19 protein-coding genes, 1 tRNA gene, 1 other RNA gene and 1 pseudogene are annotated in these 23,000 nt (G+C 65.8%); 12 read left to right on the top strand and 10 right to left on the bottom strand.

From position 1 onward, the window contains the following. Position 1: 1 nt before the first annotated feature. Entirely contained in the window at positions 2–1,003 is a 1,002-nt protein-coding gene (locus tag NFC73_RS14880) for a sugar phosphate isomerase/epimerase family protein (protein ID WP_254751398.1), read from the top strand. 34 nt (positions 1,004–1,037) lie between these two features. Then, positions 1,038–1,127: pseudogene (locus NFC73_RS14875) on the top strand (GNAT family N-acetyltransferase); the annotation flags it as partial. A gap of 104 nt (positions 1,128–1,231) precedes the next feature. Here NFC73_RS14875 and NFC73_RS14870 read toward each other — a convergent pair. Further along, entirely contained in the window at positions 1,232–3,379 is a 2,148-nt protein-coding gene (locus NFC73_RS14870; RefSeq protein WP_254751397.1) for an amylo-alpha-1,6-glucosidase, read from the bottom strand. Further along, on the bottom strand, positions 3,376–4,512 hold the full coding sequence (locus tag NFC73_RS14865) for a glycosyltransferase family 4 protein (protein WP_254751396.1): 1,137 nt from the start codon (positions 4,510–4,512) through the stop codon (positions 3,376–3,378). The genes NFC73_RS14870 and NFC73_RS14865 overlap by 4 nt, the downstream gene beginning before the upstream one ends. 181 nt (positions 4,513–4,693) lie before the next feature. Between NFC73_RS14865 and NFC73_RS14860 the strand changes: the two genes are divergently transcribed. Together NFC73_RS14860 and NFC73_RS14855 are read left to right on the top strand one after the other, a co-directional pair. Then, the gene (locus NFC73_RS14860) at positions 4,694–5,401 is read left to right on the top strand and encodes a DsbA family oxidoreductase (RefSeq protein WP_254751395.1); all 708 of its coding nucleotides are present in this window, start codon (positions 4,694–4,696) and stop codon (positions 5,399–5,401) included. 122 nt (positions 5,402–5,523) lie between these two features. Continuing rightward, positions 5,524–6,153 carry a TetR/AcrR family transcriptional regulator gene (locus tag NFC73_RS14855; RefSeq protein ID WP_254751393.1) on the top strand — a complete coding sequence of 210 codons (630 nt, stop codon included), beginning with the start codon at positions 5,524–5,526 and terminating at the stop codon, positions 6,151–6,153. 11 nt (positions 6,154–6,164) lie between these two features. Here the strand turns inward: NFC73_RS14855 and NFC73_RS14850 are convergent, their stop codons facing one another. Both NFC73_RS14850 and NFC73_RS14845 read right to left on the bottom strand, forming a co-directional pair. Next, positions 6,165–6,836: a LytR C-terminal domain-containing protein gene (locus tag NFC73_RS14850; protein WP_254751392.1), complete on the bottom strand. Its 672-nt coding sequence runs from the start codon at positions 6,834–6,836 to the stop codon at positions 6,165–6,167. Continuing rightward, positions 6,829–7,128, bottom strand: coding sequence for a type II toxin-antitoxin system VapB family antitoxin (locus NFC73_RS14845; RefSeq protein ID WP_058930154.1), 300 nt, complete (start codon positions 7,126–7,128; stop codon positions 6,829–6,831). The genes NFC73_RS14850 and NFC73_RS14845 overlap by 8 nt, the downstream gene beginning before the upstream one ends. 149 nt (positions 7,129–7,277) lie before the next feature. Here NFC73_RS14845 and NFC73_RS14840 point away from each other — a divergent pair, with 149 nt between their 5' ends. Then, positions 7,278–8,207 carry a Cof-type HAD-IIB family hydrolase gene (locus NFC73_RS14840; protein ID WP_254751390.1) on the top strand — a complete coding sequence of 310 codons (930 nt, stop codon included), beginning with the start codon at positions 7,278–7,280 and terminating at the stop codon, positions 8,205–8,207. A gap of 282 nt (positions 8,208–8,489) precedes the next feature. Beyond that, a complete protein-coding gene (locus NFC73_RS14835; protein ID WP_372494670.1) occupies positions 8,490–9,905 on the top strand; it encodes a stealth family protein in 1,416 nt (471 codons plus the stop codon). 61 nt (positions 9,906–9,966) lie between these two features. Here NFC73_RS14835 and NFC73_RS14830 read toward each other — a convergent pair whose 3' ends face one another. From NFC73_RS14830 to NFC73_RS14820, 3 genes are all read right to left on the bottom strand, one after another. Beyond that, positions 9,967–10,899 carry a phosphodiesterase gene (locus NFC73_RS14830; RefSeq protein ID WP_254751388.1) on the bottom strand — a complete coding sequence of 311 codons (933 nt, stop codon included), beginning with the start codon at positions 10,897–10,899 and terminating at the stop codon, positions 9,967–9,969. A gap of 122 nt (positions 10,900–11,021) precedes the next feature. Continuing rightward, the gene (locus NFC73_RS14825; protein ID WP_308292688.1) at positions 11,022–11,549 is read right to left on the bottom strand and encodes a glutathione peroxidase; all 528 of its coding nucleotides are present in this window, start codon (positions 11,547–11,549) and stop codon (positions 11,022–11,024) included. Positions 11,550–11,630: 81 nt separating this feature from the next. Continuing rightward, a complete protein-coding gene (locus tag NFC73_RS14820; protein WP_254751386.1) occupies positions 11,631–12,983 on the bottom strand; it encodes a M23 family metallopeptidase in 1,353 nt (450 codons plus the stop codon). Between the two features lie 165 nt (positions 12,984–13,148). Between NFC73_RS14820 and NFC73_RS14815 the strand changes: the two genes are divergently transcribed. Then, positions 13,149–14,066, top strand: a complete 918-nt coding sequence (locus tag NFC73_RS14815; RefSeq protein WP_254751384.1) for an oxygenase MpaB family protein — start codon at positions 13,149–13,151, stop codon at positions 14,064–14,066. 101 nt (positions 14,067–14,167) lie between these two features. Here NFC73_RS14815 and NFC73_RS14810 read toward each other — a convergent pair. After that, positions 14,168–14,255, bottom strand: a tRNA-Ser gene (locus NFC73_RS14810). A gap of 310 nt (positions 14,256–14,565) precedes the next feature. Between NFC73_RS14810 and NFC73_RS14805 the strand changes: the two genes are divergently transcribed. From NFC73_RS14805 to recR, 4 genes are all read left to right on the top strand, one after another. After that, the gene (locus NFC73_RS14805) at positions 14,566–14,892 is read left to right on the top strand and encodes a YqfO family protein (RefSeq protein WP_254751382.1); all 327 of its coding nucleotides are present in this window, start codon (positions 14,566–14,568) and stop codon (positions 14,890–14,892) included. A gap of 143 nt (positions 14,893–15,035) precedes the next feature. Continuing rightward, positions 15,036–15,132, top strand: an RNA gene (gene ffs, locus NFC73_RS14800) — signal recognition particle sRNA small type. A 62-nt stretch (positions 15,133–15,194) separates the two neighbouring features. Continuing rightward, entirely contained in the window at positions 15,195–18,512 is a 3,318-nt protein-coding gene (locus NFC73_RS14795) for a DNA polymerase III subunit gamma and tau (protein ID WP_254751380.1), read from the top strand. Positions 18,513–18,580: 68 nt separating this feature from the next. Continuing rightward, the gene (recR, locus tag NFC73_RS14790; protein WP_056348564.1) at positions 18,581–19,180 is read left to right on the top strand and encodes a recombination mediator RecR; all 600 of its coding nucleotides are present in this window, start codon (positions 18,581–18,583) and stop codon (positions 19,178–19,180) included. A gap of 53 nt (positions 19,181–19,233) precedes the next feature. Here the strand turns inward: recR and NFC73_RS14785 are convergent, their stop codons facing one another. Further along, the gene (locus NFC73_RS14785) at positions 19,234–20,385 is read right to left on the bottom strand and encodes an ABC transporter permease (RefSeq protein WP_254751378.1); all 1,152 of its coding nucleotides are present in this window, start codon (positions 20,383–20,385) and stop codon (positions 19,234–19,236) included. Next, positions 20,382–21,353, bottom strand: a complete 972-nt coding sequence (locus NFC73_RS14780; RefSeq protein WP_254751377.1) for an ABC transporter ATP-binding protein — start codon at positions 21,351–21,353, stop codon at positions 20,382–20,384. Before NFC73_RS14780 ends, NFC73_RS14785 begins: the two co-directional genes overlap by 4 nt. Before the next feature lie 215 nt (positions 21,354–21,568). Between NFC73_RS14780 and NFC73_RS14775 the strand changes: the two genes are divergently transcribed. Further along, the gene (locus tag NFC73_RS14775; RefSeq protein WP_254751375.1) at positions 21,569–22,927 is read left to right on the top strand and encodes an aspartate kinase; all 1,359 of its coding nucleotides are present in this window, start codon (positions 21,569–21,571) and stop codon (positions 22,925–22,927) included. The last annotated feature ends 73 nt before the right edge of the window (positions 22,928–23,000 follow it).

Below are 23,000 nucleotides of genomic sequence, written 5' to 3'. Positions count from 1 at the left end.
CATGCCCCGCCCCTACACACTCTTCACCGGCCAGTGGGCCGACCTCCCCTTCGAGGAAGTCGCCAAGCTGGCTTCCGGCTGGGGCTACGACGGCCTGGAAATCGCCGTGTCCGGGGACCACCTGGATGCCTGGCGCTGGGACGAACCCGGCTACGTCGAGTCCAAACTCGCCGTCCTGGAGAAGTACAACCTCAAGGTCTGGGCCATCTCCAACCACCTCAAGGGCCAGGCCGTGTGCGATGACCCCATCGATTTCCGCCACGAAGCGATCGTGGGCGCGAAGGTCTGGGGCGACGGGGATCCCGAGGGTGTCCGCCAACGCGCCGCCGAGGAAATGAAGCACACCGCCCGCCTGGCCAAAGCCCTCGGCGTGGACACCGTCGTCGGATTTACCGGCTCCTCCATCTGGCAGTACGTGGCCATGTTCCCGCCCGTCCCCGCCGCCGTGATCGAGGCCGGCTACCAGGACTTCGCGGACCGCTGGAACCCCATCCTGGACGTCTTCGACGAATGCGGGGTCCGGTTCGCCCACGAAGTCCACCCGAGCGAGATCGCCTACGACTACTGGACCACCGTCCGCACGCTCGAAGCGATCGGCCACCGTGAAGCGTTCGGCCTGAACTGGGACCCCTCCCACTTCATGTGGCAGGGCATCGACCCCGTCTCGTTCATCTGGGACTTCAAGGACCGGATCTACCACGTGGACTGCAAGGACACGAAGCTGCGCCCCACCGGCCGGAACACCGTCATGGGCTCGCACCTGCCGTGGGGTGACCCGCGGCGGGGCTGGGACTTCGTCTCCGCCGGCCGCGGCGACGTCCCGTGGGAATCGTCGTTCCGCGCCCTGGCCGCGATCGGCTACACCGGACCCATCTCGGTCGAATGGGAAGACGCCGGCATGGACCGGCTCCACGGCGCCCCCGAAGCCCTCGCCGCCCTGAAGAAGTTCGACTTCCCCGCCTCCCAGACCAGCTTCGACGCCGCTTTCAGCTCGAAGTCCTAGGAAGCGCACGGAGCATCCCTGCACGACCCGCACGATCCGAAAGGCAACAACGGACGACGCCGGCCCGCTCGCCGACCTGGCGGCCGTCACCTTCCCGCTGGCGTGCCCGCCGTCGTCGTCACCGGAGCAAATGCTACGTCCAGCAAGCCTTCCGGCTGGGAACCACCGTGGAGCAGGACTTCGTCCTTGAGCGGGCCCTGCCCTCAGCGCTCCCCGAGAAACCTGCCGCTAGTCTCCGGCCCGTCCACCCAGTCGTTCGTCCAGGGGCGGACGCGGTTCCTTCAGCAGCTTCAGCCGCGCTGGGAGGCCGTCGATGCGGCCTTCTCTCCCGCGCGCGCTGATGGCCACACGCGAAGTCCCCAGCAGTACGTTCTCGGCCCTGAAGTCCCCGATTTCCTCCGGGAGGATCGGTGCGAGATGGACCACGTTGCGCGTGAAGTCCGGGTCGAAGCGCAGCAGGATCCGGGCAAGCTGGATGGGAGCTGCCGCGGCCCAGGCCTGGGGCGAGCATGCCGTGGGGTACGGGACAGGGCCGTGGAATTCGGACCGGTCGAACCCGCAGAACAGCTCCGGCAGCCGGCCGTCGAAGTGTTCGGCGGCGTCCAGGATCCCGCTGGCGATCTTCACGGCCTCATCAACAAATCCATAGCGCATCAGCCCTGTGGCCACGATCGCCGTATCGTGCGGCCACACCGATCCGTTGTGATAGCTGACAGGGTTGTAGGCGCCCATGTCCGAAGCCAGGGTCCGGATCCCCCAGCCGGTAAACAGTTCGGGGGACATCAGTTGCTCCGCCACTGACGGGGCTTTTTCCTCGTCCACGATGCCCACCCACAGGCAGTGGCCCATGTTTGAAGTGCACGCGTCAACCGGAGTCTTGTCCTTGTCCAGCGCGATGGCGAAGTAGCCCCTGTCCGGCAGCCAGAACTTCTCGTTGAAAGCCTCCTTCAGGGCGATTGCCCGCTCGGCCCAGTGGTGCTCTGTCTCAGGATCCCCGGCCCAGCGCGCCAGCAGGGACCGTCCCACATAGGCGGAGTAGACGTAGCCCTGGACCTCGCACAGGGCAGTGGGTGGTTCGGCCATCCGCCCGTCGGCAAAGTTGATCCCGTCCCAGGAGTCCTTCCAGCCCTGGTTGAGGAGACCGTGCTGGTTGGGGCGAAGGTATTCCACAAAGCCGTCGCCGTCACGGTCGCCGTATTTTTCGATCCAGTCAAGGGCGCGGTCGGCATGGGGAATCAGCGAATCAATGATGTCCTCGGACAGTCCCCAGCGGCTCAGTTCGCCCAGGAGACTGACAAAGAGCGGGGTGGCGTCCACCGTGCCGTAATACGCGGTCCCGCCCAGGGACAGCCCCGCCGTCACGCCCAGCCGAACCTCATGCGGGATGCGTCCCGGCTCTTCCTCGGAGTCGGGATCCACCTTCGTGCCCTGGAGGGTTGCCAGCGTCTGGAGGGTTCCGACCGCCAACGTGGGGTCAACCAGCAATGACATGTAGGAGGACAGCAGTGAATCCCGGCCAAAGAGTGCCATGAACCAGGGTGCTCCCGCGGCCACGGCCGCACGGTCCGGGTGCTCGGCGTCGAAAATCCGGAGGGACCCCAGATCGCTTTGGCTCCGGCGCAGGGTGGCCTCGATATTGCCGTCCGCGACGCTGATGCGCGGAATATGTTCTTCCCATGCCAAGTGCCGCTGCACGCCCACGCGTCCGCGCGGTTGTCCGTCTTGCGTGAACGGCGCCGCGGGTCCCACACCGTTGATGAGCGGGACCACAATCACGCTGGTGGACCACTCGCCGCGCGCCGGAATGGTTGCGTGGAAGCGAAGCATCTCGGTGGAGATTTCGGCGCCGGCTGCGCGGATGGCGGAGCCGCGCCGCTGGCCGTTACGGAGGGCCTCGATCCGCATCCCGCCGTCGCTGACCGTGCGGCTCACCCGCGCGCCCTGCGGAATCCGGCCGCCCTTGACGTCGAAGAGGTCGGCCTGGTCGGCGTCAACCAACAGTTCGATATCACAGTCCACGGCTTCCGCTGAGTAGTTTTCGAGGGTGATGTCGTCCTGCAGCCCGGGTCCGATATGACGGACCTGACGGACCACCAGCGGACTGTCGAACCTGCCGCCGGGCCACTGGGCGCGGCCCACGAACGTGGCCTCGTAGGAGTTGGGCCGTTGCGCCACCAGCGGCTCACGGAGCGCGCCGTTGATGCGCAGTATCCACCGGGACACAATCCTGGTGTCCTGGTAGAACGCGCCATTCGTTTCACCGTCGGCACGGATGTCGCCGCTCCGGGTAGAAATACAGAAGGAAGACCCTTCCACCACCGTGATGGCCTCAGCCCCGCCGACATCAGCCTCGGTGTCGGCATTCCATGCAGTCATGGATGCGCTCCTTCCTCATGACCGCCCGCTAGGGATCGGGCCCGATCCGACGCCCGGATAACTGCTCTCCCCGTTTGATTCTGGCCCACATGGGAAACATCCGGAACCCCGGGAAGCGGGCTCGTTTCCAGCAGTTTTGTGTAGAGGTCCAGGTGGTTGCCCACCATCCGTTCGGTGCTGAACAGTTTGAGGGCCCGGTCCCGGCAGTGCGACCTGTCCAGCTGTGCCGTAAGGGGAACGAAGGTGTGCAGGCTGTCCGTGGGCCCAAGGTAGCCGGTCTTTCCATGGTCCAAAATCTCCGGTGCGGATCCGATCGGAGTTCCTACCACCGGTGTGCCGGTTGAAAGGGATTCGATCATCACCAGCCCAAACGGCTCGGACCATTGGATGGGATTCAGGAACGCCATCGCCTCACCCATGAGCTGAAACTTGTCGGTGTCCCCCAGTTCGCCCATAAAATCCTCGTTGGACCCCAGGAGCGGCTCAATGACGGAGCGGAAGTACGCGATCTCGTCCGGCTCACGCATCTTGGCTGCGATCCGCAGCGGAATGCCGGCCCTGCGCGCGATGTGGATGGCTTCGAGAACGCCTTTATCCGGGCACATCCTGCCGACAAAGCAGACGTACCCGCCTGCGCCGGAACCGACCGGGACGGCAGAGACGTCCATTCCGTGATGGATCACCCGGGTGATCGGAACATCCGGCACACGGGAAGCCTGGTCACGTGAGATTCCGATGATGGCCGTGTCGGCAGCCATCGCGCGGTACAAATCCGCGGACGCCGGGGTGAGGGGGCCGTGAATGGTGGTCACCACGGGGGCGGCGGACCTTCGTCGGGCCAGCAGCGGCCCAGCCAGTGTGTGGTCATGGATGATGTCCACGTCCCCCAGTCCTTCATAGGCCCTGATGACATGGCTGAGCTCCGAGAGCGTGAACCCCAATGCAGCCGGCTCGGATGGCCTCATCCCCGGCACCATCGGCGCCGGACACGTGCTGTCCGACGCTGCAGCCAACAACACCTGGTGCCCTGCGGCGATGAATCCCCGGGCAAGGGAGTCAACCACCCTTTCGATGCCCCCATACCCGGCCGGGGGAATCGGAATCCATGGTGCCGCAACAAGTCCTATCCGCATACTGTGCCTCCGGGAGAATCACAGTCCGAGTCCCCCGACCGACTGATGTGTTCAGAATGGCCTCTGCTTAACCCACTGCTTCGACTATCGCCCCGCGCGGGGAGCCATTTCAAGGCCCAATGTGACAAATCCGACACAGCCCGCGGGGAATGGGTGTCTGACCTGCACAGTTGTGGCAAGCATGAAGATTGAGATCTGGTCAGACGTCGCGTGTCCGTGGTGCTATATCGGCAAGCGTCGGTTCGAGGCGGCCCTGGCCGAGTTCCCGCACCGCGACGCTGTGGAGGTGAAGTGGCGCAGCTACCAGCTGGACCCCACCCTTCCCGAGCACTACGACGGCACCGCGCTGGAGTATCTGAGCACGCGCAAGGGCATGGCCCCGGCCCAGGTTTCGCAGATGTTTGACCACGTCACCGAGCAGGCCAAGGGCGAGGGCCTGGACTACCGGTTCGACCAGGTGGTGGTGGCCAACAGCTTCACCGCCCATCGCCTGATCCACCTCGCTTCCCAGCAGGGACAGCAGGATGCCGCGAAGGAACGCCTGCTGAGCGATCATTTCGAACATGGCAAGGACATCGGAAGCGCCGAGTACCTCACCACCCTGGGCCATGAGCTGGGCCTCAACACCGATGAAGTCGCTGAACTCTTCACTACGGACAAATACGCCGATGACGTCCGGTTCGATTTCGAGGAAGCCCGCGGCCTGGGCATCAGCGGCGTCCCGTTCTTTGTGATTGACCGCAAGTTCGGGCTCTCCGGCGCCCAACCTGCCGAAACGTTCACGGCGGCGCTCAACCAGGCCTGGCAAGAGACCAACCCCCTGGTTCTGGTCACCGCCGCGGACGGCAACGACGGCGAGGCCTGCGGCCCGGACGGCTGCGCTGTCTGACACGCCCGATCCAACACGGCCCGTTGAGTTTTTGTCCAGATAATCCACCCAACTGCCACCAAGAGCGGGATTATCTGGACGAAAACTCCGGGTTTACTGACACATCGCGGTAAAGTGTCCGCATGCCCAGGATTTCGGCGGCCACCAACGCCGCGCAACGCGCCGAGACGCAACGCCGGGTCCTGACAGCCTTCGGGGAGCTCCTGTTCACCCACGGCCTGCCCGGACTGACCATGACTGACGTCGCCCGGCATGCCGGGGTGGGGCGGACCGCGGTGTACAACTACTACGCGGACATCGAAGAACTGCTGATCTCCTACGCCCTGGATGAGACCGAGCGCTTCCTCACCGAACTCCGGGAGTCACTGAGCAAGCTCGAGAACCCCGTCGAACGGCTGGCCCTGTACGTGCGCACCCAGGTGGAGGACCTCAGCCGCCGCCACCTCCCGCCCGGACCGGCGATGGCGGCGGTGCTGTCGCCGTCGTCCTTTGCGAAACTGGCCGACCACGTGGGTGAACTCAGCGTCCTGCTGCAGGGCATTCTCCGGGACGGCATGGCGCAGGGGTACCTGCCGCCAGCGGACATTGGCCAGCAGGCGCAGCTGATCCACGGCACACTCTCCTCCAGCGCCGCCCGCGGCAGCAATGAGCCCGCCGAACTTGAGGCCCGGATCGCCCGGACCGTGCGGTTCATCCAGCTGGGCGCCGGAGCAAGGTTCGACGACGACGGCGCCCCCCTGCGCATCAGCTAGGGCGTGTAGGCCTAGGGTGTGGCGCCGGCCGTCGGAATGACAGGCCACTTGGCATCGTCGGCGATCCGCCGGCTTTCCCGGGGGCAGCTGAGCGTCCCGGGAGTCTGGTCCACACGGTCCGCGGCGGCCAGCTCCTTGAAATCGCTGGAAAGAATCACGTCAACGCTGGCGTCCGTCCGGCCGTCCTGGAAGTAGTCGGAGCCGGGCAGGTTCCGTTGGACGCTGAAGGCCGCAGACTGCCCGGCAGCCCCCGAAACCACCGCCGCCACGCCGCGGAAGCCGGCCTCCGTGTTGGCCACGGCACCCACCACAAACTTCCGGACCAGCAACTCATCGGCCACGGAGCGGGCCAGACCGGGGCGGCTGGTGGAGTTGTAGACGTTGAGGTTTATTTTGTCGTTCGGGGTGTAGTCAAAGGTGGCCCCGGGACAGGTGGTCCGGGGCTCATCGCTGCCCGCCGTCGTCGGAAGCTTCAGTTGCCCGCTCATGATGGCCAACGCAACGATGATGGCGCCGGTAATGAGGCCCAGCAGCAATACCAGGACCACTCCATGCACCACGCGGCGGCGGACCCGCACCGGGTTGTCGGGGTCCTCGGCAGCCTCAAACGTGGCCCGCAGTTCGGGGCCGGTGACAACGTGGTGGCCGTGCAGGACGCTGGCGTCCTTGGGTTTCCTAGCCATCTATAACCAGCACGCGGGCGTGGATGGCGGTCCGCTGGTGCAGCGCTGTCCGGACAGCGCGGTGCAGCCCGTCCTCCAGGTACAGGGTTCCCTGGTACTGCACCACGTGGGGGAAGAGGTCTCCGAAAAAGGTGGAGTCTTCGGCCAGGAGCGCTTCGAGGTCGAGCGTCCGTTTGGTGGTCACCAGTTCGTCCAGGCGGACAGGGCGCGGCGGCAGCGACGCCCACTGTTTGGGCGTGTTGAAACCATGGTCGGGATACGGGCGTCCCTCGCCCACAGCTTTGAAGATCACCATGCCACCCTAGGCAGCTTGGGGGCCCAAGAGAAGTGTCCGGCCCGCAGCATCCCAAGGTTGTAGCCAAACAGTGACCATCTGTCATACGCCGTGGACATTGCGCCGCCGGCGCAGGATCACAGGCCAGTGGCTGACACAATGGAGTCATGACTGCACCCGAATTCCCTGCCAGCACCACGCACGGCGTCCGCCTGCCGTCCACCCCGCCGCTCGCCCTCCTGCTCGACGTTGACGGACCCGTGGCCAGCCCCGTGACCCGTGACGTGAAACCCGGCATCATTGCCGATCTCGTGGCGCTGGCCGCTGCCGGAATTCCGGTCATTTTCAATACCGGCCGCTCCGATGCCTTCATCCGCGAGCAGGTCATGGAGCCGATGATCGCCGCCGGTATTCCCGCCGGGACAGTGATCCATGCCATTTGCGAGAAGGGCGCCGTGTGGTTCAGCTACACCGCCGCCGGGCCCGGCCCCATCCATGTTGATCACGAACTGGCCGTGCCCCAGGCCTACGGTGATGACGTCCGCCGGCTCGTGGCCGAGGACTACTCCAGGCACATGTTCTTTGACGAGACGAAACGTGCCATGGTGTCCGTTGAACAGCACATCGAGGTGCCCTCCGCCGACTACCTTGCCGAGCAGAAGCTTTTCGACTCCGACGCCATGGACCTCATGACCCGCCACGGCATGGGTGTGGTCCGTCTGGAGCACCACGCACCGAATTCCGACGACGAGGTGGACTACCGCGTCGATCCCACCATCATTTCCACCGATATTGAGTCAGTGCGGCTCGGCAAAGACCTCGGCGCCAGCCGCGCAGTGGAGTTGCTGGCGGGACAGGGCATCACGCCGCTCGCGTGGCGGACGGTAGGTGATTCCCGCACGGACTACGCCATGGCGGACTGGCTCCACCACAATGACCACCCCGTAAAACACGTTGATGTCCGCCCGGCGGACGGCGTTCCGGTCAAGCCGTATGACGTGTTGACCGCCGCCGATCTGGGGCTTGGGGAAGATGTCATCCACGACGACGCCGGCGGAGCTTACCTGCGCAGCTGGCGCGAGGCCATGGTCGGCTGAGCCCGTCCCCGGCCGGCGGCGCCCGATTGAGGCCTGCCATTTTGGGGGTCGCGCTATTATTCAGATAAGAACGCTTACCATTTAGCCGCGACGGAGACAACCATTACAGAAGCACCTGTCCAGGACGAGATCTACTACGGCGGCCAGGCGTCCGTAGAACCGCGCACCCATGCGGAGGTGACATCTCCGGCTGCTGAGGCGCGGCTCAAGCACCGGCCGGACGTCGTCCGGCACAAGGGCAGGTATGCCCTGATCAACCACAACCGGACGCCGTACCAGGCCATGGTTGAGGACCTGCTGTTCCTGCGGGGCGTCCTTGCGGAGGCCGGGCTGGACTACCTTTTGGTGCGCGGCAACAACGACCGTCCGGTCATCGCCCTGGACTGGAAAGACCGCAAGAAGCTGCGGGCGGCCTTGGTTGAGGCCTGCCGCAACGAGCCCGTGTACTCCATGACCGTGGACGCGAAAAAGAAGTCTTCCGTGCTGGTTGCCGACGGGGACCTCTCCCCCAACCGTCAGGCCCGCATCTTCCGCCTCTACCGACCGCGGGTTGAACCCGATGGCGGTTTCGAGTTCGGTTCCTCCGCCGGCGTCCAGATTGAGCTCTGGAGCTTTGAGGGCAATCAGCTGATCCTCCCGATCGAAAACTCCCTGACCCGCCGCACCATGCAGTCCCAGGACGCTGTCCGCGGGACGGTTGAACGGTACGGCCACACCTGGCCCACCATCGAGAACATGTTCGCCGACCATGCCAGCGACATCAGCTTCGACATCGACCTGGTGTTTTCGTGGGTTGACGGCAGCTCTCCCGAATACATCGCGGCCCGCCGTGCCCAGCAGCAGGGTGTGGTTCTTGGCGAAGGCGACGACCACGAGGCCCGCTTCCGGCAGATCAACGAACTCAAATACGCCCTGCGCTCCGTCTACATGTTCGCACCCTGGATCCGCCGCATCTTTATCGCCACAGACTCCCCCGCCCCGGAGTGGCTCGCGGAGCACCCGTCCGTGACCATTGTCCGCAGCGATGAGTTTTTCGCCGATCCCGCAGTGCTGCCCACGCACAACTCGCAGGCAGTGGAATGCCAGCTCCACCACATCGAGGGCCTCTCCGAGCACTTCCTCTACTCGAATGACGACATGTTTTTCGGCCGCCCGGTGGGCCCGGACATGTTCTTCACACCGGGTGGCGTCACGAAGTTCATCGAGGCGGAGACCCGGATCGGGCTGGGCGACAACGATGCCGAGCGCAGTGGTTTCGAGAACGCCGCCCGCGTGAACCGCAAGCTGCTCTGGAACCGGTTCGGTCGGATCACCACGCGGCACCTGGAGCACACCGCCGCCCCGCTGCGGCGCAGCGTCGTGGCCAGGATGGAGCGTGAGTTCCCGGAGGAGTTCCAGAAGACGGCGGCGAGCAGGTTCCGCGCCGCGGACAACATCTCGGTCACCAATTCCTTCTACCACTACTACGCGCTGCTGACAGGCCGTGCGGTCACGCAGACCGCAGCCAAGGTGCGTTACGTGGACACCACCGCCCGCGCCGGGCTGAACACCCTGCCCAAGCTGCTGGCCAAGCGGAACATGGACTTCTTCTGCCTCAACGACGGCAGTTTCCCCGAGGTCCCCGCCGACGAGCGCGCCGAGCTCGTGACAGACTTCCTGGAGAAGTACTACCCCATCAAGGCGCCCTGGGAGCTCTGACGCTCATGGCCCTGACGCTGGTCGCGCCGACGTCAGGGCTTCCGACCCGCCGGGCTGCCGGCTAGATGGCGTAGTTCGGAAGGGCTACCTTCCTGACGCCTCCTGTTTTGGCGTTGTCAGGGATGCTGACGCCCGCGGCGGCCAGTCGCTCGGCAGTCATTTCCGAGGTGACATGCTCCCCCACGGTGGCCGCGTTCCCGAGCGGAACCACAGAGTGGACAATGGTGTGCTCGTAGACGTGCACCAGGTTGAAGGCCTGCCCGCCGTCCCGGCCGCGGGTACCGCCGACAGCGACGTTGAGGTCCTGGGTGTAGCACGTGGCCGAGGCGACGGAGACAGGAATCCCCGCAAACGTGGCGGTGGTCGAGTAGTGCAGATGGCCGGCGAGAATGGTCCGGACGTCGGAGTTGCGGACCACGGAGGCCAGGCTTGCCTGGTCCCGCAGTTCCACAAGCACGGCAAGGTCCAGGACCGACGGGACCGGCGGATGGTGGAGCGCCAGGATGGTGCCGTCCGGGGCCGGGGTATCCAGTTGGCGGGTGAGCCACCCCAGCTGGGTCGGACTTAGCTCGCCGTGGTGGTAACCCGGTACCGACGTGTCCATGGTGATGATGCGCAGGCCGTTGATGAAGTAGCTGCGGTCCACCGGTGCGTCGCTGGCAGGCTCGTCCAGCAGCCCGGTCCGGAAGTTGGCGCGGTTGTCGTGGTTGCCCATGGCCCAGATGACTTGGGCGCCCATGTCTTCGCAGGCGGGATCAACAATTGCCCGGAGCTTTGCGTAGGCTTGGGGATCGCCTTGGTCGGCGAGGTCACCCGTGAAGATCACGGCCTCGGGCCGGGCGCCGGAAGCCCTGACCTCGTCGAAAAGCTGAATGAGCTTGGCTTCGCTGTCAACTGCGCCGTAAAGGGGATCCGGACCTCCCAACAGGTGGGGGTCGCTCAGGTGGAGAAGGAAGTGGCGTGGCCGGGGGTGTTCGGCCTCGATGTGCTTCATTGCTGCCTCTGTGGTTGGTGGGAAACGGCGTTTCCCTTCTACCCTTCAGTAACTATTATCCAATCAGACAATTGGCAAACTGTGGGTAAATTATTGCGGCCAAGTTGGAAAAAACTAAAGAATTAAGCCTCGGAAAGTTCGGTTGTGGCCGCCGGTCCGTCAAATTCTGCCAGTGCCATTTCAATTGCGTCGATGACCTCGGCGGAGTCCGGTTCGACGGTGGGCGCGAAGCGTGCCACCACCTCGCCCTCGCGGTTGACCAGGAACTTCTCGAAGTTCCATTTCACCAGGCCGGGCAGCACACTGGTTTTGAACCTGGTCAGCTCGGCATAGAGCGGATGCTGGTCCTTGCCACGCACGTTGGCCTTGGCCGTCAGCGGGAAGCTGACACCGAAATTCCGCTCGCAGAACTCGGCGATCTCGCTGTCGTTGCCCGGCTCCTGGCCGGCGAACTGGTTGCACGGAACTCCGAGCACATCGAAGCCGCGGTCGCGGAACTTCTCGTATAGCGTCTCGAGGCCCGCGTACTGCGGAGTGAACCCGCACTTTGACGCCACGTTCACCACCAGCACCACGTTGCCCTTGAACCGGCCAAAGTCGGTTTCGGTGCCGTCGTTGAGGGTGAGGGGAATGGTGTACAGGTCTGTCACAGCGCCGTCCTTGAAAGGTTGGTCATGCAGGTGATTCGTTGCCAACCATCAAGGGTACGGGTGCAGTCTGGGAGTTCTCTGTCAGGGTCCCGCCGACTCGGACCATGTTGCGGTGTCGGTAGGCGTGGCGGTGGTTGTGGCTGTCGTAGAGGACGAAGGCGAAGGCGCGGCTGTTTCGGCTGACGACTCGCTACTCGTTGTTGCTGTGGGCTCCACCGTTGGCGCCGGCGTCGGCGTCAGGCGCGAGGTAGGCCTGAGCGGCCACGACCAGGAGACAGTCGGCGTCGGAGACGGCGACGCGCTCGTCGTCGGCGCAGGCGAGGTGCCCGCGGGTGTGGGTGACATCGTCGTCGTCGTCGGCGTGGCGCTTGACGTTCCCGTCGGCGTCCGCGTTGCCCGGGGCGTGGAAGGCGTTGGGGAGGGCGATGCCGTCGAAGTGGCTGTTTCCGTCGCAGGTTCCGTCGCAGTCGGGTCCGGCGACGCGGATCCAGTCGAGGTAGCGTCCGACGACGGCTCTTCCGTGGGTGCCTCGTCCGGCGTTTCCGACGTTGTCACTGATCCCTCCACCGGCGGCGGTTCGGACAGTTCCTCTTCGCCGCCCAGGACCGTGTGGCTGTTGTCCTCGGCGACCGGGATGGCCCAGCGTTGCGCGCCGACGTCCCCGGGTTTGGCCTCATAGCTGACCATGGCTATGTCCTCGAGCTCGTCCAGCTGGCGAATGCGCAGAAGTGTCCAGTTCAGCGGGCTCGTGTGCTTGCCGTTGAGGATGGTTTCGAAATGCAGATGGCAGCCGGTGGACCATCCCGTGGTGCCCACACGGGCAATGACCTGGCCCACCTGCACAGAGTCCCCCGTCCGGACCGCCACAGCCTCCAGGTGGTTGTACGTAGTGATCAGCCCGTTGCCGTGGTCCAGTTCCACGCGGTTGCCGCCGCCCCAGGGGTGCCACCCGGCGGCCCGGACCACGCCTGCGTCGGCCGCATAAACCCTGGTGCCGCAGCCTGCAGCGAAGTCCTGGCCCAGGTGGAAATCGCCGCCCGCACCGGTGATCGGGCTGACCCTGTACCCGAATGGAGAGCTTGACGTGAGGAACTCAAGCGGCGCCATGAGGAACCCCTCCGGGGGGCGTGTGAGCCCGGTGGCGGCCACGATGAGCGGAGCGCTCCCGCCCTTGGCGATCGTCCTGACCAGTGTGCGGTTAAACGGAACCAAGGCCCGGCTGTCCGTCAGGAAAGGACCGGCCAGCCCAGGCAGGCCGACATGTCCGGCACCCGCCGGCGACGCTGCCGGGCGGAGTTCAACGGGGGACGATCCAGGGAAGCCGACGGCGAAGAGTGACGTGGCAACAACGGCGCCGGCGGCCAGCACGCGCACAGCCATGGCGCAGCCGCCCGCGGGCTCCTTCTCCCGGCCGGATCCCCAATGATTGCCCACTCGTTACTCCCGGGTTGGCCCGCCAGACCCCGGATCCAGACGGACTTACCATCTCATGGGACCACAAAGACCCGGGCCTGTGAACCCCCGCGCCGGTCCCGCTGCGGACATTATGTGGACCAGCCCCCAGCACCGTGCCCGCCGCTTCTGGACGAGAATAGTGACATGCGAAATTTCCTCAGGGAATGGCAGGGCGAAATCAAGCGGGTTTTCACCGGCAGCACTGACGGTCAGCCCGCCTGGGTTCCGCGGCTGGCCGAAGGGGACGACGCCGGCTATCACCTTCCCGGCTCGGCCGTCTGGGCGGTGCACGGCTCCATGACCACCATTGTGGCTGGGGTCCGTGCGCTCCTGATGCAGGCCTTGCACCCCGGGGCGCTGGCGGGAATCCAGGAGCACTCTGACTTCCGCGCCGATCCGCTCAGCCGGCTGGCCCGGACCATCCGCTGGATCTTCACCGTCACCTATGGCCCACAGTCCGCCGCGGACGAGGCTTCCGCCCGGGTCCGTAGGCTGCATGAGCCTGTACAGGGGACGTACGGTGACGGGCACGGCGGCGAGCGGAGCTACTCGGCCAACGATCCGGAACTCGCCCGCTGGGTCCACATCGCGTTTGTGGACGCCTTCCTCTCGGCCCACAAAATCTGGGGTGCCGGGATCCCCGGCGGCCCCGACGCCTATGTCCGCGAGTGGGCCCAGGCGGGACTGCTGATGGGCGTGGAGGATCCGCCCCTGAGCGAGGCCGAAATGCGGGAGCAACTGGACCGCTGGTATAACAACGGTGAGCTGGTCGCGGACAGCCGGGTTGCCGAGACCGTGGAGTTCATCCGCAACCCGCCACTGCATCCGCTGCTGCGCCCCGGCTACCGGGTCATCTTCGCCGGCGCCGTCTACAGCCTGGAACCGAAGTACCGCCGCATGCTGGGGCTCCGGGTTCCCCGGCTGGGGCCGTTCCCGCTCCCCGTGAGGCTGGCAACGAAGGTGACTCTCGGCGTCGTACATCTTGCCCTTGGACGCGGGCCTGGACCCAGCGAACAAGCGGCCCGGGAGCGTCTCCGCCGCCTGGGCTACCCGGGCACGTGACCTGGCAGCCGGGCTGGGCGGCGGGCTCCAGCCATGGGTCAACGCCTGGCCGGAGGACAGCAAAAACCCGGCCCTGACGAGGTCAGAACCGGGTTTTTGGCTGGCGGAGAATGGGGGATTTGAACCCCCGAGGGCGTTAACCCAACACGCGTTCCAGGCGTGCGCCATAGGCCGCTAGGCGAATTCTCCAGCTGCTTTCGAATCAAAAGCAGATACTAGACTACCTGAACATTCCGGCATCGCCCAATTGGGCCGGCGGACCATTACCGCATGCGGCAATCCGGGCTCCAGGTGGTCCGTTAACGTAAAAATGGACGCCCCCAATGCGCCCATTCCTCCGATACACCGTTGAGCTGCCGGGTCCGGCCCTCCAGCCAGGCCCCGCAGCTCACAACCTTGAGATTGCCCCAATCGGTGTACATATCCATGATCGGCCCTACCCGCCGGATAAGCAATGAAATCGCTGCCCTTTACCCTGCCTTCTTGGCAGGATGAGGCCATGACACAGCTGCACGCCCTGGTGGTTTACGTTCCGGAGACACACGCGGAGCCGCTGCTCGCGGCAATCGGGGACGCCGGCGCGGGCAGGATCGGGAACTATTCGCACTGCACCTTCACCTCCCCCGGCACCGGGCGCTTCACTCCGTTGTCTGGCGCCGAGCCGTTCGTCGGGGCAGTGGGTGCGATCGAACGCGTGCCGGAAACCCGGGTGGAGTGCGTTGTGGAGGAAGAGATGCTCGACGCCGTTGTGCTGGCCCTGCGCGCAACGCACCCTTACGAGGAGCCCGCATTCATGACCTGGCCGGTGGACGGCTGGCGACGCTAGCTGGCACCCGGGCCTCTGAACCGGCTTTCGCCTTTGCGGCAGCTCATCAGGAAATTCCGGGCGGCGCGAGGGCACACGGCCGGGCCACGGCCGGCAGGCGAACGGGCCGTCCGGACCTTACCGAATCTTCGGGTAAACTTGTCTGCGGCCCCTCATGTGGCGTCATCCTGTTGAACTCCCCCAGGACCGGAAGGTAGCAAGGGTAAACGGGCTCTGGCGGGTGCATGGGGGGTCTTTACTCTTCCCGGGGCGGCCGTCCGCGAGGGATCCTGATTGTCTGCCCGGATTGGTAGGGTTTTCTCGTGACTGTTACTACCACCGCCCTTTACCGCAGATACCGCCCGGACTCCTTCGCTGACGTTATCGGGCAGGAACATGTCACCGAGCCGCTGATGACGGCACTGCGGAAAAACCGTGTCAACCACGCCTATCTCTTCTCCGGCCCGCGCGGTTGCGGAAAAACCACCTCCGCCCGCATCCTGGCCCGCTGCCTCAACTGCGCCCAGGGCCCCACGGATACGCCCTGCGGCGCGTGCCCCAGCTGCATTGAACTGGCCCGCGGCGGCTCAGGCTCGCTGGACGTCATCGAGATCGACGCCGCCAGCCATGGCGGCGTGGACGACGCCAGGGACCTTCGCGAGCGTGCCACGTACGCTCCGGTCCGCGACCGCTACAAGATCTTCATCATCGATGAGGCCCACATGGTCACCTCGGCCGGGTTCAACGCCCTGCTGAAGATCGTTGAAGAGCCACCGGAGCACATCAAGTTCATCTTCGCCACCACGGAGCCGGACAAGGTCATCGGCACCATCCGCTCCCGCACCCACCACTACCCTTTCCGGCTTGTCCCGCCGGAGCCGCTGATGGCGTACCTGGAGCTGCTCTGCAAGCAGGAAAACGTTCCCGTGGCTCCCGGCGTCCTGTCGCTGGTGGTCCGGGCCGGCGGCGGCTCCGTCCGCGATTCCCTGTCCGTGCTGGACCAGCTGATGGCCGGCGCCGGACCCAACGGCCTCGACTACGAACTGGCGGTGGCCCTCCTCGGCTACACCCACGCATCGTTGCTGGATGACGTGGTGGAAGCTGTGGCCGCCTCAGATGCCGCCACCGTTTTCCGGGCTGTGGACCGCGTGGTGCAGACCGGCCACGATCCCCGCCGCTTCGTCGAGGACCTGCTGGAACGCTTCCGCGACCTCATCATCGTCCAGGCCATGCCCGAAAGCGCCCAGGTCATCCTCCGCGGCATGCCTGCGGACCAGATCGCCCGGCTCCAGAACCAGGCGCACAATCTCGGGGCTTCCGAACTCTCCCGCGCCGCTGACGTCACCAATACTGCGCTGACCGAGATGACCGGCGCCACGTCTCCGCGCCTGCATCTTGAGCTTCTCTGCGCCCGCATCCTGCTCCCCAGTTCGGAACAGACGGAACGCGGCATCGCTGCGCGGATCGACCGCGTGGAGCGGCGCCTGAATTACGCCGGGAACGACGTCGGCGCTCCCGCTCCGTCTGGTGCTGCGGTTTCGGCTGGACCCGCTGCGGTTTCCGCGGTGCCGGCAGCGGCAACGCCGGCTCCTGCTGCACCTGTTTCCGTACCAGCAGCTTCCTCGCCAGCTCCTGCTGCACCCGTTTCCGTACAACCAGTTTCTGCACCAGCCGTTTCTGCGGCGCCCGCTGCGGCACTTCCGAATGCTGCGGTTCCGGCCGCAGCACAGCAAGTTGCTGCGGCGCCGGTTGCTGCGCAGCAGCCTTCAGGGCCAGCGGATGCAGGTCCCGGGTCGGCCCGGCCAGCGGCATCCGGAGCCGAACAGACCAGGCCGTCGCTGACGCCGCCCAGGGTCAGCACCCACGACTGGCCGGTTGACGAGTCCACAGGCCAGGGGCCCGCTCCCACACCGCAGGCATCCGGTCAGACCAGCCGACCGTCCGGGGCAGACGCCCCCCGCGCAGTTTCCCCGGCCACCCCGCCGGCAAGCACTGGGGCCGCCGGGACAGGCGACGTCGAAGTCCTGCGCCGTGCCTGGCCGGAAGTTCTGCAGACACTCTCCAAGATCAAGCGCAGCACGTGGGCCCTGGTTGAGCCGAACGCCCAGGTGGGTGCCTTTGACGGCCAGGTCCTGACACTGTCGTTCAGCACCACCGGGTTGGCCGGCGCCTTCGGCCGGGCTGATCACGCTGAAAACCTGCGGCAGGCGATCCACAAAACAGTGGGCATCGACTGCCAGATCACCGCAGTCGCCGGTGGCGCCAACAGGGCAGCGAGCGCTGAGCCAAACCCAAAAGCTCCCGCTAGTCCGGAAGCCAGCCCGGACGCTCCGGCCAGTTCAGCCGATGTCGCGTGGGGCCTGGCCCCTGCCAGCACCGTTTCCACACCTGCGGTCCTGGCCACCGCGCCGGCAGCTTCGCCAGCCCCCTCCCCCGCGACGCGTGCGCCCGAACCGGCCGTGCCTCCTGCCACTGCTGCACCTGCACCGACTGCAGGCGCGGCAGCTATTGCAGAAACTGTCCACACCGGCGACGTCAGCGCGCCGGCAACCACTGAGGCCGCCGAGCTACCAACCGCCCAGCTACCAACCGCCCAGGGACAGCCGGTACCAGCTGAGCCGGATGCCACCGCCGGTTCGTATGCCTACTCCGATGACGACTGGGGTCCCCCGCGCGACGAAGATGCTCCGCCGCTGGACGAGGAACCACCCATGGACTGGGATCCCTCGGCTGCGGCTACCCCACGCCTGTCGCATTCACAGCCTGAGCCTTCAGCGGCCACACCCGCCAAGCGGCCTGCTCGAGGTGCTTCAAAGGCTGCAGCAGCAAAGACCTCCCCAGCTAGCGGGTCCTCCGGTGCGGCATCGGCCGCTCCTTCACAACCCGATCCGGCACTGGATCCGTGGGGCCGGGCCGTCGAGCAGGCGCCGGGCGTATGGGTGGTTGGCACCGAGCCCAATGTTGGCAAAAGCCTGAACACGTCCGTCCCGGAAGAGGACACGGAAACCGCTCCTGCGCCCAGCTACGAGCCCGCCACCGCCCAGGTCCCCAAGACGTCAGCTGTCGTGACCCAGTCCGATGCCGACGCCAGCTGGGGCTTGCCGCCCGTAGCCCCCACCGCAACCACCGAAATCCCCGCACGATATGCAGCTGCACAACATTCAGCTGCACCGCAGAGCCCCGCGCCGGAGACCCCCGCACTACAAGGCCCCGCACCAGAAACCGCGGAGCCCCACAACCCGGCGCCGGGCAGCCAAGCCCCGGCAACTCCGGGGGCCCCTGCAGTCCCGCCGGGGGAAGCCGCGGTTCCCGAACCGGCTGAAGTCCGTGAGTACGCTATGGCATCGACTGCTCCGGCTGCCGCACCCCTACAGCCGGCACCGGCTACGTCCGAGTCCGCTGCTGCCGCCAGGCAGAGTCTTTACCAGCGCCTGTCCAACAGCCCCGAGGCCGAAGCCGGGCGTGCCAAGGCGCCGGCCAGGGCTGCCGCCGCCACTTATGTCCAGGACATACCGAGCGCGGACGATGAAACCATCGAGGAATCCGGCGTCTTTGGACGCGCCGCCGTCGAGCGTATTCTGGGCGGGAAGCTGATCGAGGAGCGGTCCCCGGACGGAAGCCCCATCGTTGCGACGCTCTAGGCACCTGGCGCACGTACTCCCGCAACTCCATTCACCATCCAAGCCAAGCCAAGCCAAAAGAGGAAAACGTGTACGAAGGTGCAGTCCAGGAGCTGATTGACGAGCTCGGACGGCTTCCCGGTGTCGGTCCCAAATCCGCCCAGCGGCTTGCCTTCCACATCCTCGAAGCGGACCCGCAGGACATGAAGCGACTCGTGGAAGCCATCACCATGGTGAAGGAACGCGTGAAGTTCTGCACGGTATGCGGCAACGTCACCGAGCAGGAATTGTGCAACATCTGCCGCGATCCCCGGCGCGACCCGTCAGTCATTTGTGTGGTGGAGGAGTCCAAGGACGTCCTCGCCGTGGAGCGCACCCGGTCCTTCCGCGGCCGCTATCACGTGCTGGGCGGAGCCATCAACCCCATCGCCGGCGTTGGGCCCGAGCAGCTGCGGATCCGGGAACTCCTGACCCGGCTGAACGACGGCGCCATCCAGGAGGTCATCATCGCCACCGACCCCAACCTCGAAGGCGAAGCAACGGCCACGTACCTGGCCAGGATGCTGAAGACAATCGGCATCGTGGTAACCAGGCTGGCCTCCGGCCTGCCCGTGGGCGGTGACCTTGAGTACGCGGACGAGGTCACGCTCGGGCGTGCTTTCGAAGGCCGCCGCAACGCCCTGACCTGAGCGGACCCGCCCCTGACTGGTCAGGCCGACAGGCCGTCGGCGGGCACACCGGCTTAGGCGATGCGGGTTCCGCGTGCCAGCCTGTGTGCCGGAGTGCGCAGCGAACGCCAGCCCAGCCACATCAGCAGCCCGGCAAGCAGCAGCTGCAGGCCGAGCCCCAGCGGCCACAAGGGAGTGGACTGTGCCAGGTACTGCGGCTTGGCCTCCCCGTTGGCGCAGGGGTAGGTGCCCTCCGGACCGGCCATGGCGTAGCGTGCACCCTGGCTGATGGATTCGATGGCCCCCACCGGTGACGACATTCCAGGGCCACTGTTGACGCGGACCGTGTAGGGGATGGCATCGGCCACCACCACATAAGGGTTCATGGCCAGCATCCACGCCACCCTTTCGGTGCGAACCGCTGGCTGGGCGCGCAGCAGTCCAGAGCAGGTGTACTCCGGTTCCTGCGGCGCTGTTTGGTCGGGTACCGGCAGCAGCGGTTCGTAGTTGCGGTACTGCGCCTGGTTGGCCATGATGGTGCCCTGCGAGAGCCCGGCGCCCAGGCCGAAGGCAATCAGGGAACCGAAAACCAGCCCGGCCACGGCAAGGTACGTGACGACAATCGAGAACAGCGGGCGCCCTGCCAGCGCGGAAATTCCGACGCCGATGGCACAGACCACACCCACCTCAACCGCGAGCATCAGCATGGCCACAATGACATGGCCCGGCGTCATGCCGCCGAGGGCCACTCCGATGACCAGGAACGGCGTACTGGCAATCAGGAAGGCCAGGGCGGCGGCCCACGCGGCGAAGAACTTGCCCCACAGGATCTGTCCGGGACGGAGCAGGGTCACCTGAAGGATGGCCAGGGTCCCGCCGGCGCGGTCGCCGTTGACGGCATTGGCAGACAGTGCGGGCGCCACCAACAATGCGAAGAGGAGGACAAAAGCCAGGACCACTTCGAAGATCATGGACCCCGGCCCGGAATCGGGCGGCAAAAAGTTGGAATAGGCCCGTTGGGCTTCGCGTTGGGCGTTCCAGCTGGCCCACGTCAGCCAGGTCACCAGGCCCGTCAGGATGAACCAGATGGCCAGCATGATGTACCAGCCGCGGGACCGGAGACGCTGCTTGATTTCCAGGACCACCACATCCCGGATGCCCGCAAGGTAGCTGGCACCAAAGCCGGAAGCCGGCGGGCGCTGCGTTGGTTCTGTCAGCTGGCTCATCGCCGCTCCCCCTCAAGGTTCATGTAAGTCTCTTCCAGGGCACCCGAGGCGGGGGCAAAGGAGCTGACCCCGACGCCGGCCAGCACCAGGTCGCGCAGGAGGCGGGCGGCGTCGTCGTCGTTCAGCAACACCAGGCTGACGGCCGGCCGTCGGCCGTCCTCAACCCGGAACGCCAGGCCCAAGTCCGTGAGTTTGGCGGCGAGCGCTGCGTCGTCGGTTGCCGAGATGGCGTAACGCCTGCCGGAGGCGGCAGCCGCGTCCGTGGTCTGGTGCCGGACCGTCTTCCCTCGGTTGACGAACACCGCTGCGTCCGCAATTTCGTCCAGCTCGCTGAGCACGTGGGAGGAGACAACAACGGACCTCCCCTCCGCCGCAAGCTGCCGCAGCATCACCCGCAGCTCCACCCGCGATCCCGGGTCCAGGCCCGACGCCGGCTCATCGAGCAGCAGCACGGACGGGTCGTGGATCAGTGCGCGGGCCAGGCTGAGGCGCTGCTGCTGCCCCCGGGACAGGACACGGGCCGGCTGGTCTGCAAGGCCGCTCAGGCGGACCCGGTCCAGCATCTCGGTGACGCGCTGCGGGATTCCGGCCTTGGGCAGCCGGTAGAAACGGGCTATCTGGGTGAGGATCTCACGGGCGGTCAGGGACTCCCACACGCCCAGGGTGTCCGGCATCCAGCCAATCCTTTTGCGCACTTCCGCGCGGTGGTGCTGCGGATCCAGCCCATCCACGGTGACAGTGCCGGAATCCGGCGCCAGCAGTGAAGCCAGCATGAGCAACAGCGTGGTTTTTCCGGCCCCGTTGGGACCGATCAGCGCGGTGACTTTTCCCGCCGGAGCATGGAAATCCATGTGCTCGACGGCGTGCACCTGCCCGAAGCTGCGGCTCACGGCGGTGGCGCTGATGCCGTCCTTATGCGGGCTTTCCGGCTGGGCCGGAATGCCTATTCTGTCCCAGTTTTCTGTCATTTCCCGAGCACCTGTCCCCCAAGCCGTTCATGCATACTGACTATATGAGCGTACGCCTGAGCCGACGGGCGCAGTATCCGCCGGAAGGCTGAGATTTGGACACAATTCCGCGTCCGGCCACAGGCGGCGATAAACTGGGCTGACACGTCACGCCGTCCAGCCGCAAGGCCGTGCCTGACCTCCAGAACTCCGATTGATCCAGTGAAGGTACGCGCATGAGTACGCCCACTTCCGAAGTGCACACGGCAACGCAGCCACAGGAGCTGCCCGAAGGCGCTGCGGTGACCAAACAGCTGATTGTGCAGAAGTTCGGCGGCTCCTCCGTGTCGGATGCCGAGGGCGTCAAGCGCGTCGCCAAGCGCGTGGTCGACGCGCAGCGGGCCGGCAACGAAGTGGTGGTGGTCGTGTCGGCCATGGGCGACACCACCGACGAACTGCTGGACCTCGCCGCCCAGGTGACAGACTCCGCCCCCGCCCGCGAGATGGACATGCTCCTCTCCGCCGGTGAGAGGATCTCCATGGCCCTGCTGGCCATGGCCATCAACAAGTTCGGCGCCTCGGCGCAGTCCTTCACCGGCTCCCAGGCCGGCATGATCACGGACGGCATCCACGGCAAGGCGCGCATTATCGACGTCGATCCGCACCGCATCCGCACGGCCCTGGACAAGGGGCACATCGCGATCGTCGCCGGCTTCCAGGGCATGAGCCGTAGCACCAACGAGATCACCACCCTGGGCCGCGGCGGCTCGGACACCACCGCCGTCGCGCTTGCGGCCGCACTCGACGCCGATGTCTGCGAGATCTACACGGACGTTGACGGCATCTATACCGCGGACCCCCGCGTGGTGCCTTCCGCCCAGAAAATCGACACCATCTCCAGCGAGGAAATGCTGGAACTCGCGGCGTCCGGTGCGAAGATCCTGCACCTGCGCTGCGTTGAATACGCGCGCCGGTTCGGCGTGCCGTTGCATGTCCGGTCCTCATTCAGCCAGAACGAAGGCACCTGGGTCATCCCCAGCGCCGAAGACAAGATCACCACTCAAGAGGGAGTTGCCTTGGAGCAGCCAATCATCTCCGGCGTTGCACACGACCGTTCCGAAGCCAAGGTCACTGTGGTGGGTGTACCGGACATCCCCGGCAAGGCGGCCGCGATCTTCCAGGTCATTGCCGACGCCCACTCGAACATCGACATGATCGTGCAGAACGTTTCCACGCACGGCACTGGCCGGACGGATATTTCCTTCACGCTCCCCATCGTCGAAGGCGCGGAGGCCCTGGCGGCGCTCAAGGCCGCGCAGCCGGATATCGGGTTCGAGAACATCGAATACAACGAACAGATCGGCAAACTGTCCCTGATCGGGGCCGGCATGCGGTCACACCCGGGCGTCTCAGCGACGTTCTTCAAGGCCCTGTCCGACGCCGGGATCAACATAAACATGATCTCCACCTCGGAAATCCGGATCTCCGTGGTGACGCACGCTGATCTCCTCGATGACGCCGTCCGGGCAATCCATAAGGCCTTCGACCTGGACAGCGAAGACGAGGCAACTGTCTACGGCGGCACCGGGCGCTAGCCCAAGCCGCCCCCTACAAGCAACGCGGGGTCACTTCCGGCCCGATAAACGAAGGTTATTCGGCCGGAAGTGA

The organism is Pseudarthrobacter humi (genome assembly GCF_024294965.1).
Taxonomy (GTDB): Bacteria; Actinomycetota; Actinomycetes; order Actinomycetales; family Micrococcaceae; genus Arthrobacter; species Arthrobacter humi.
Note: the sequence above shows the minus strand (reverse complement) of the source record. Positions and strands in the feature narration are given on the sequence as shown.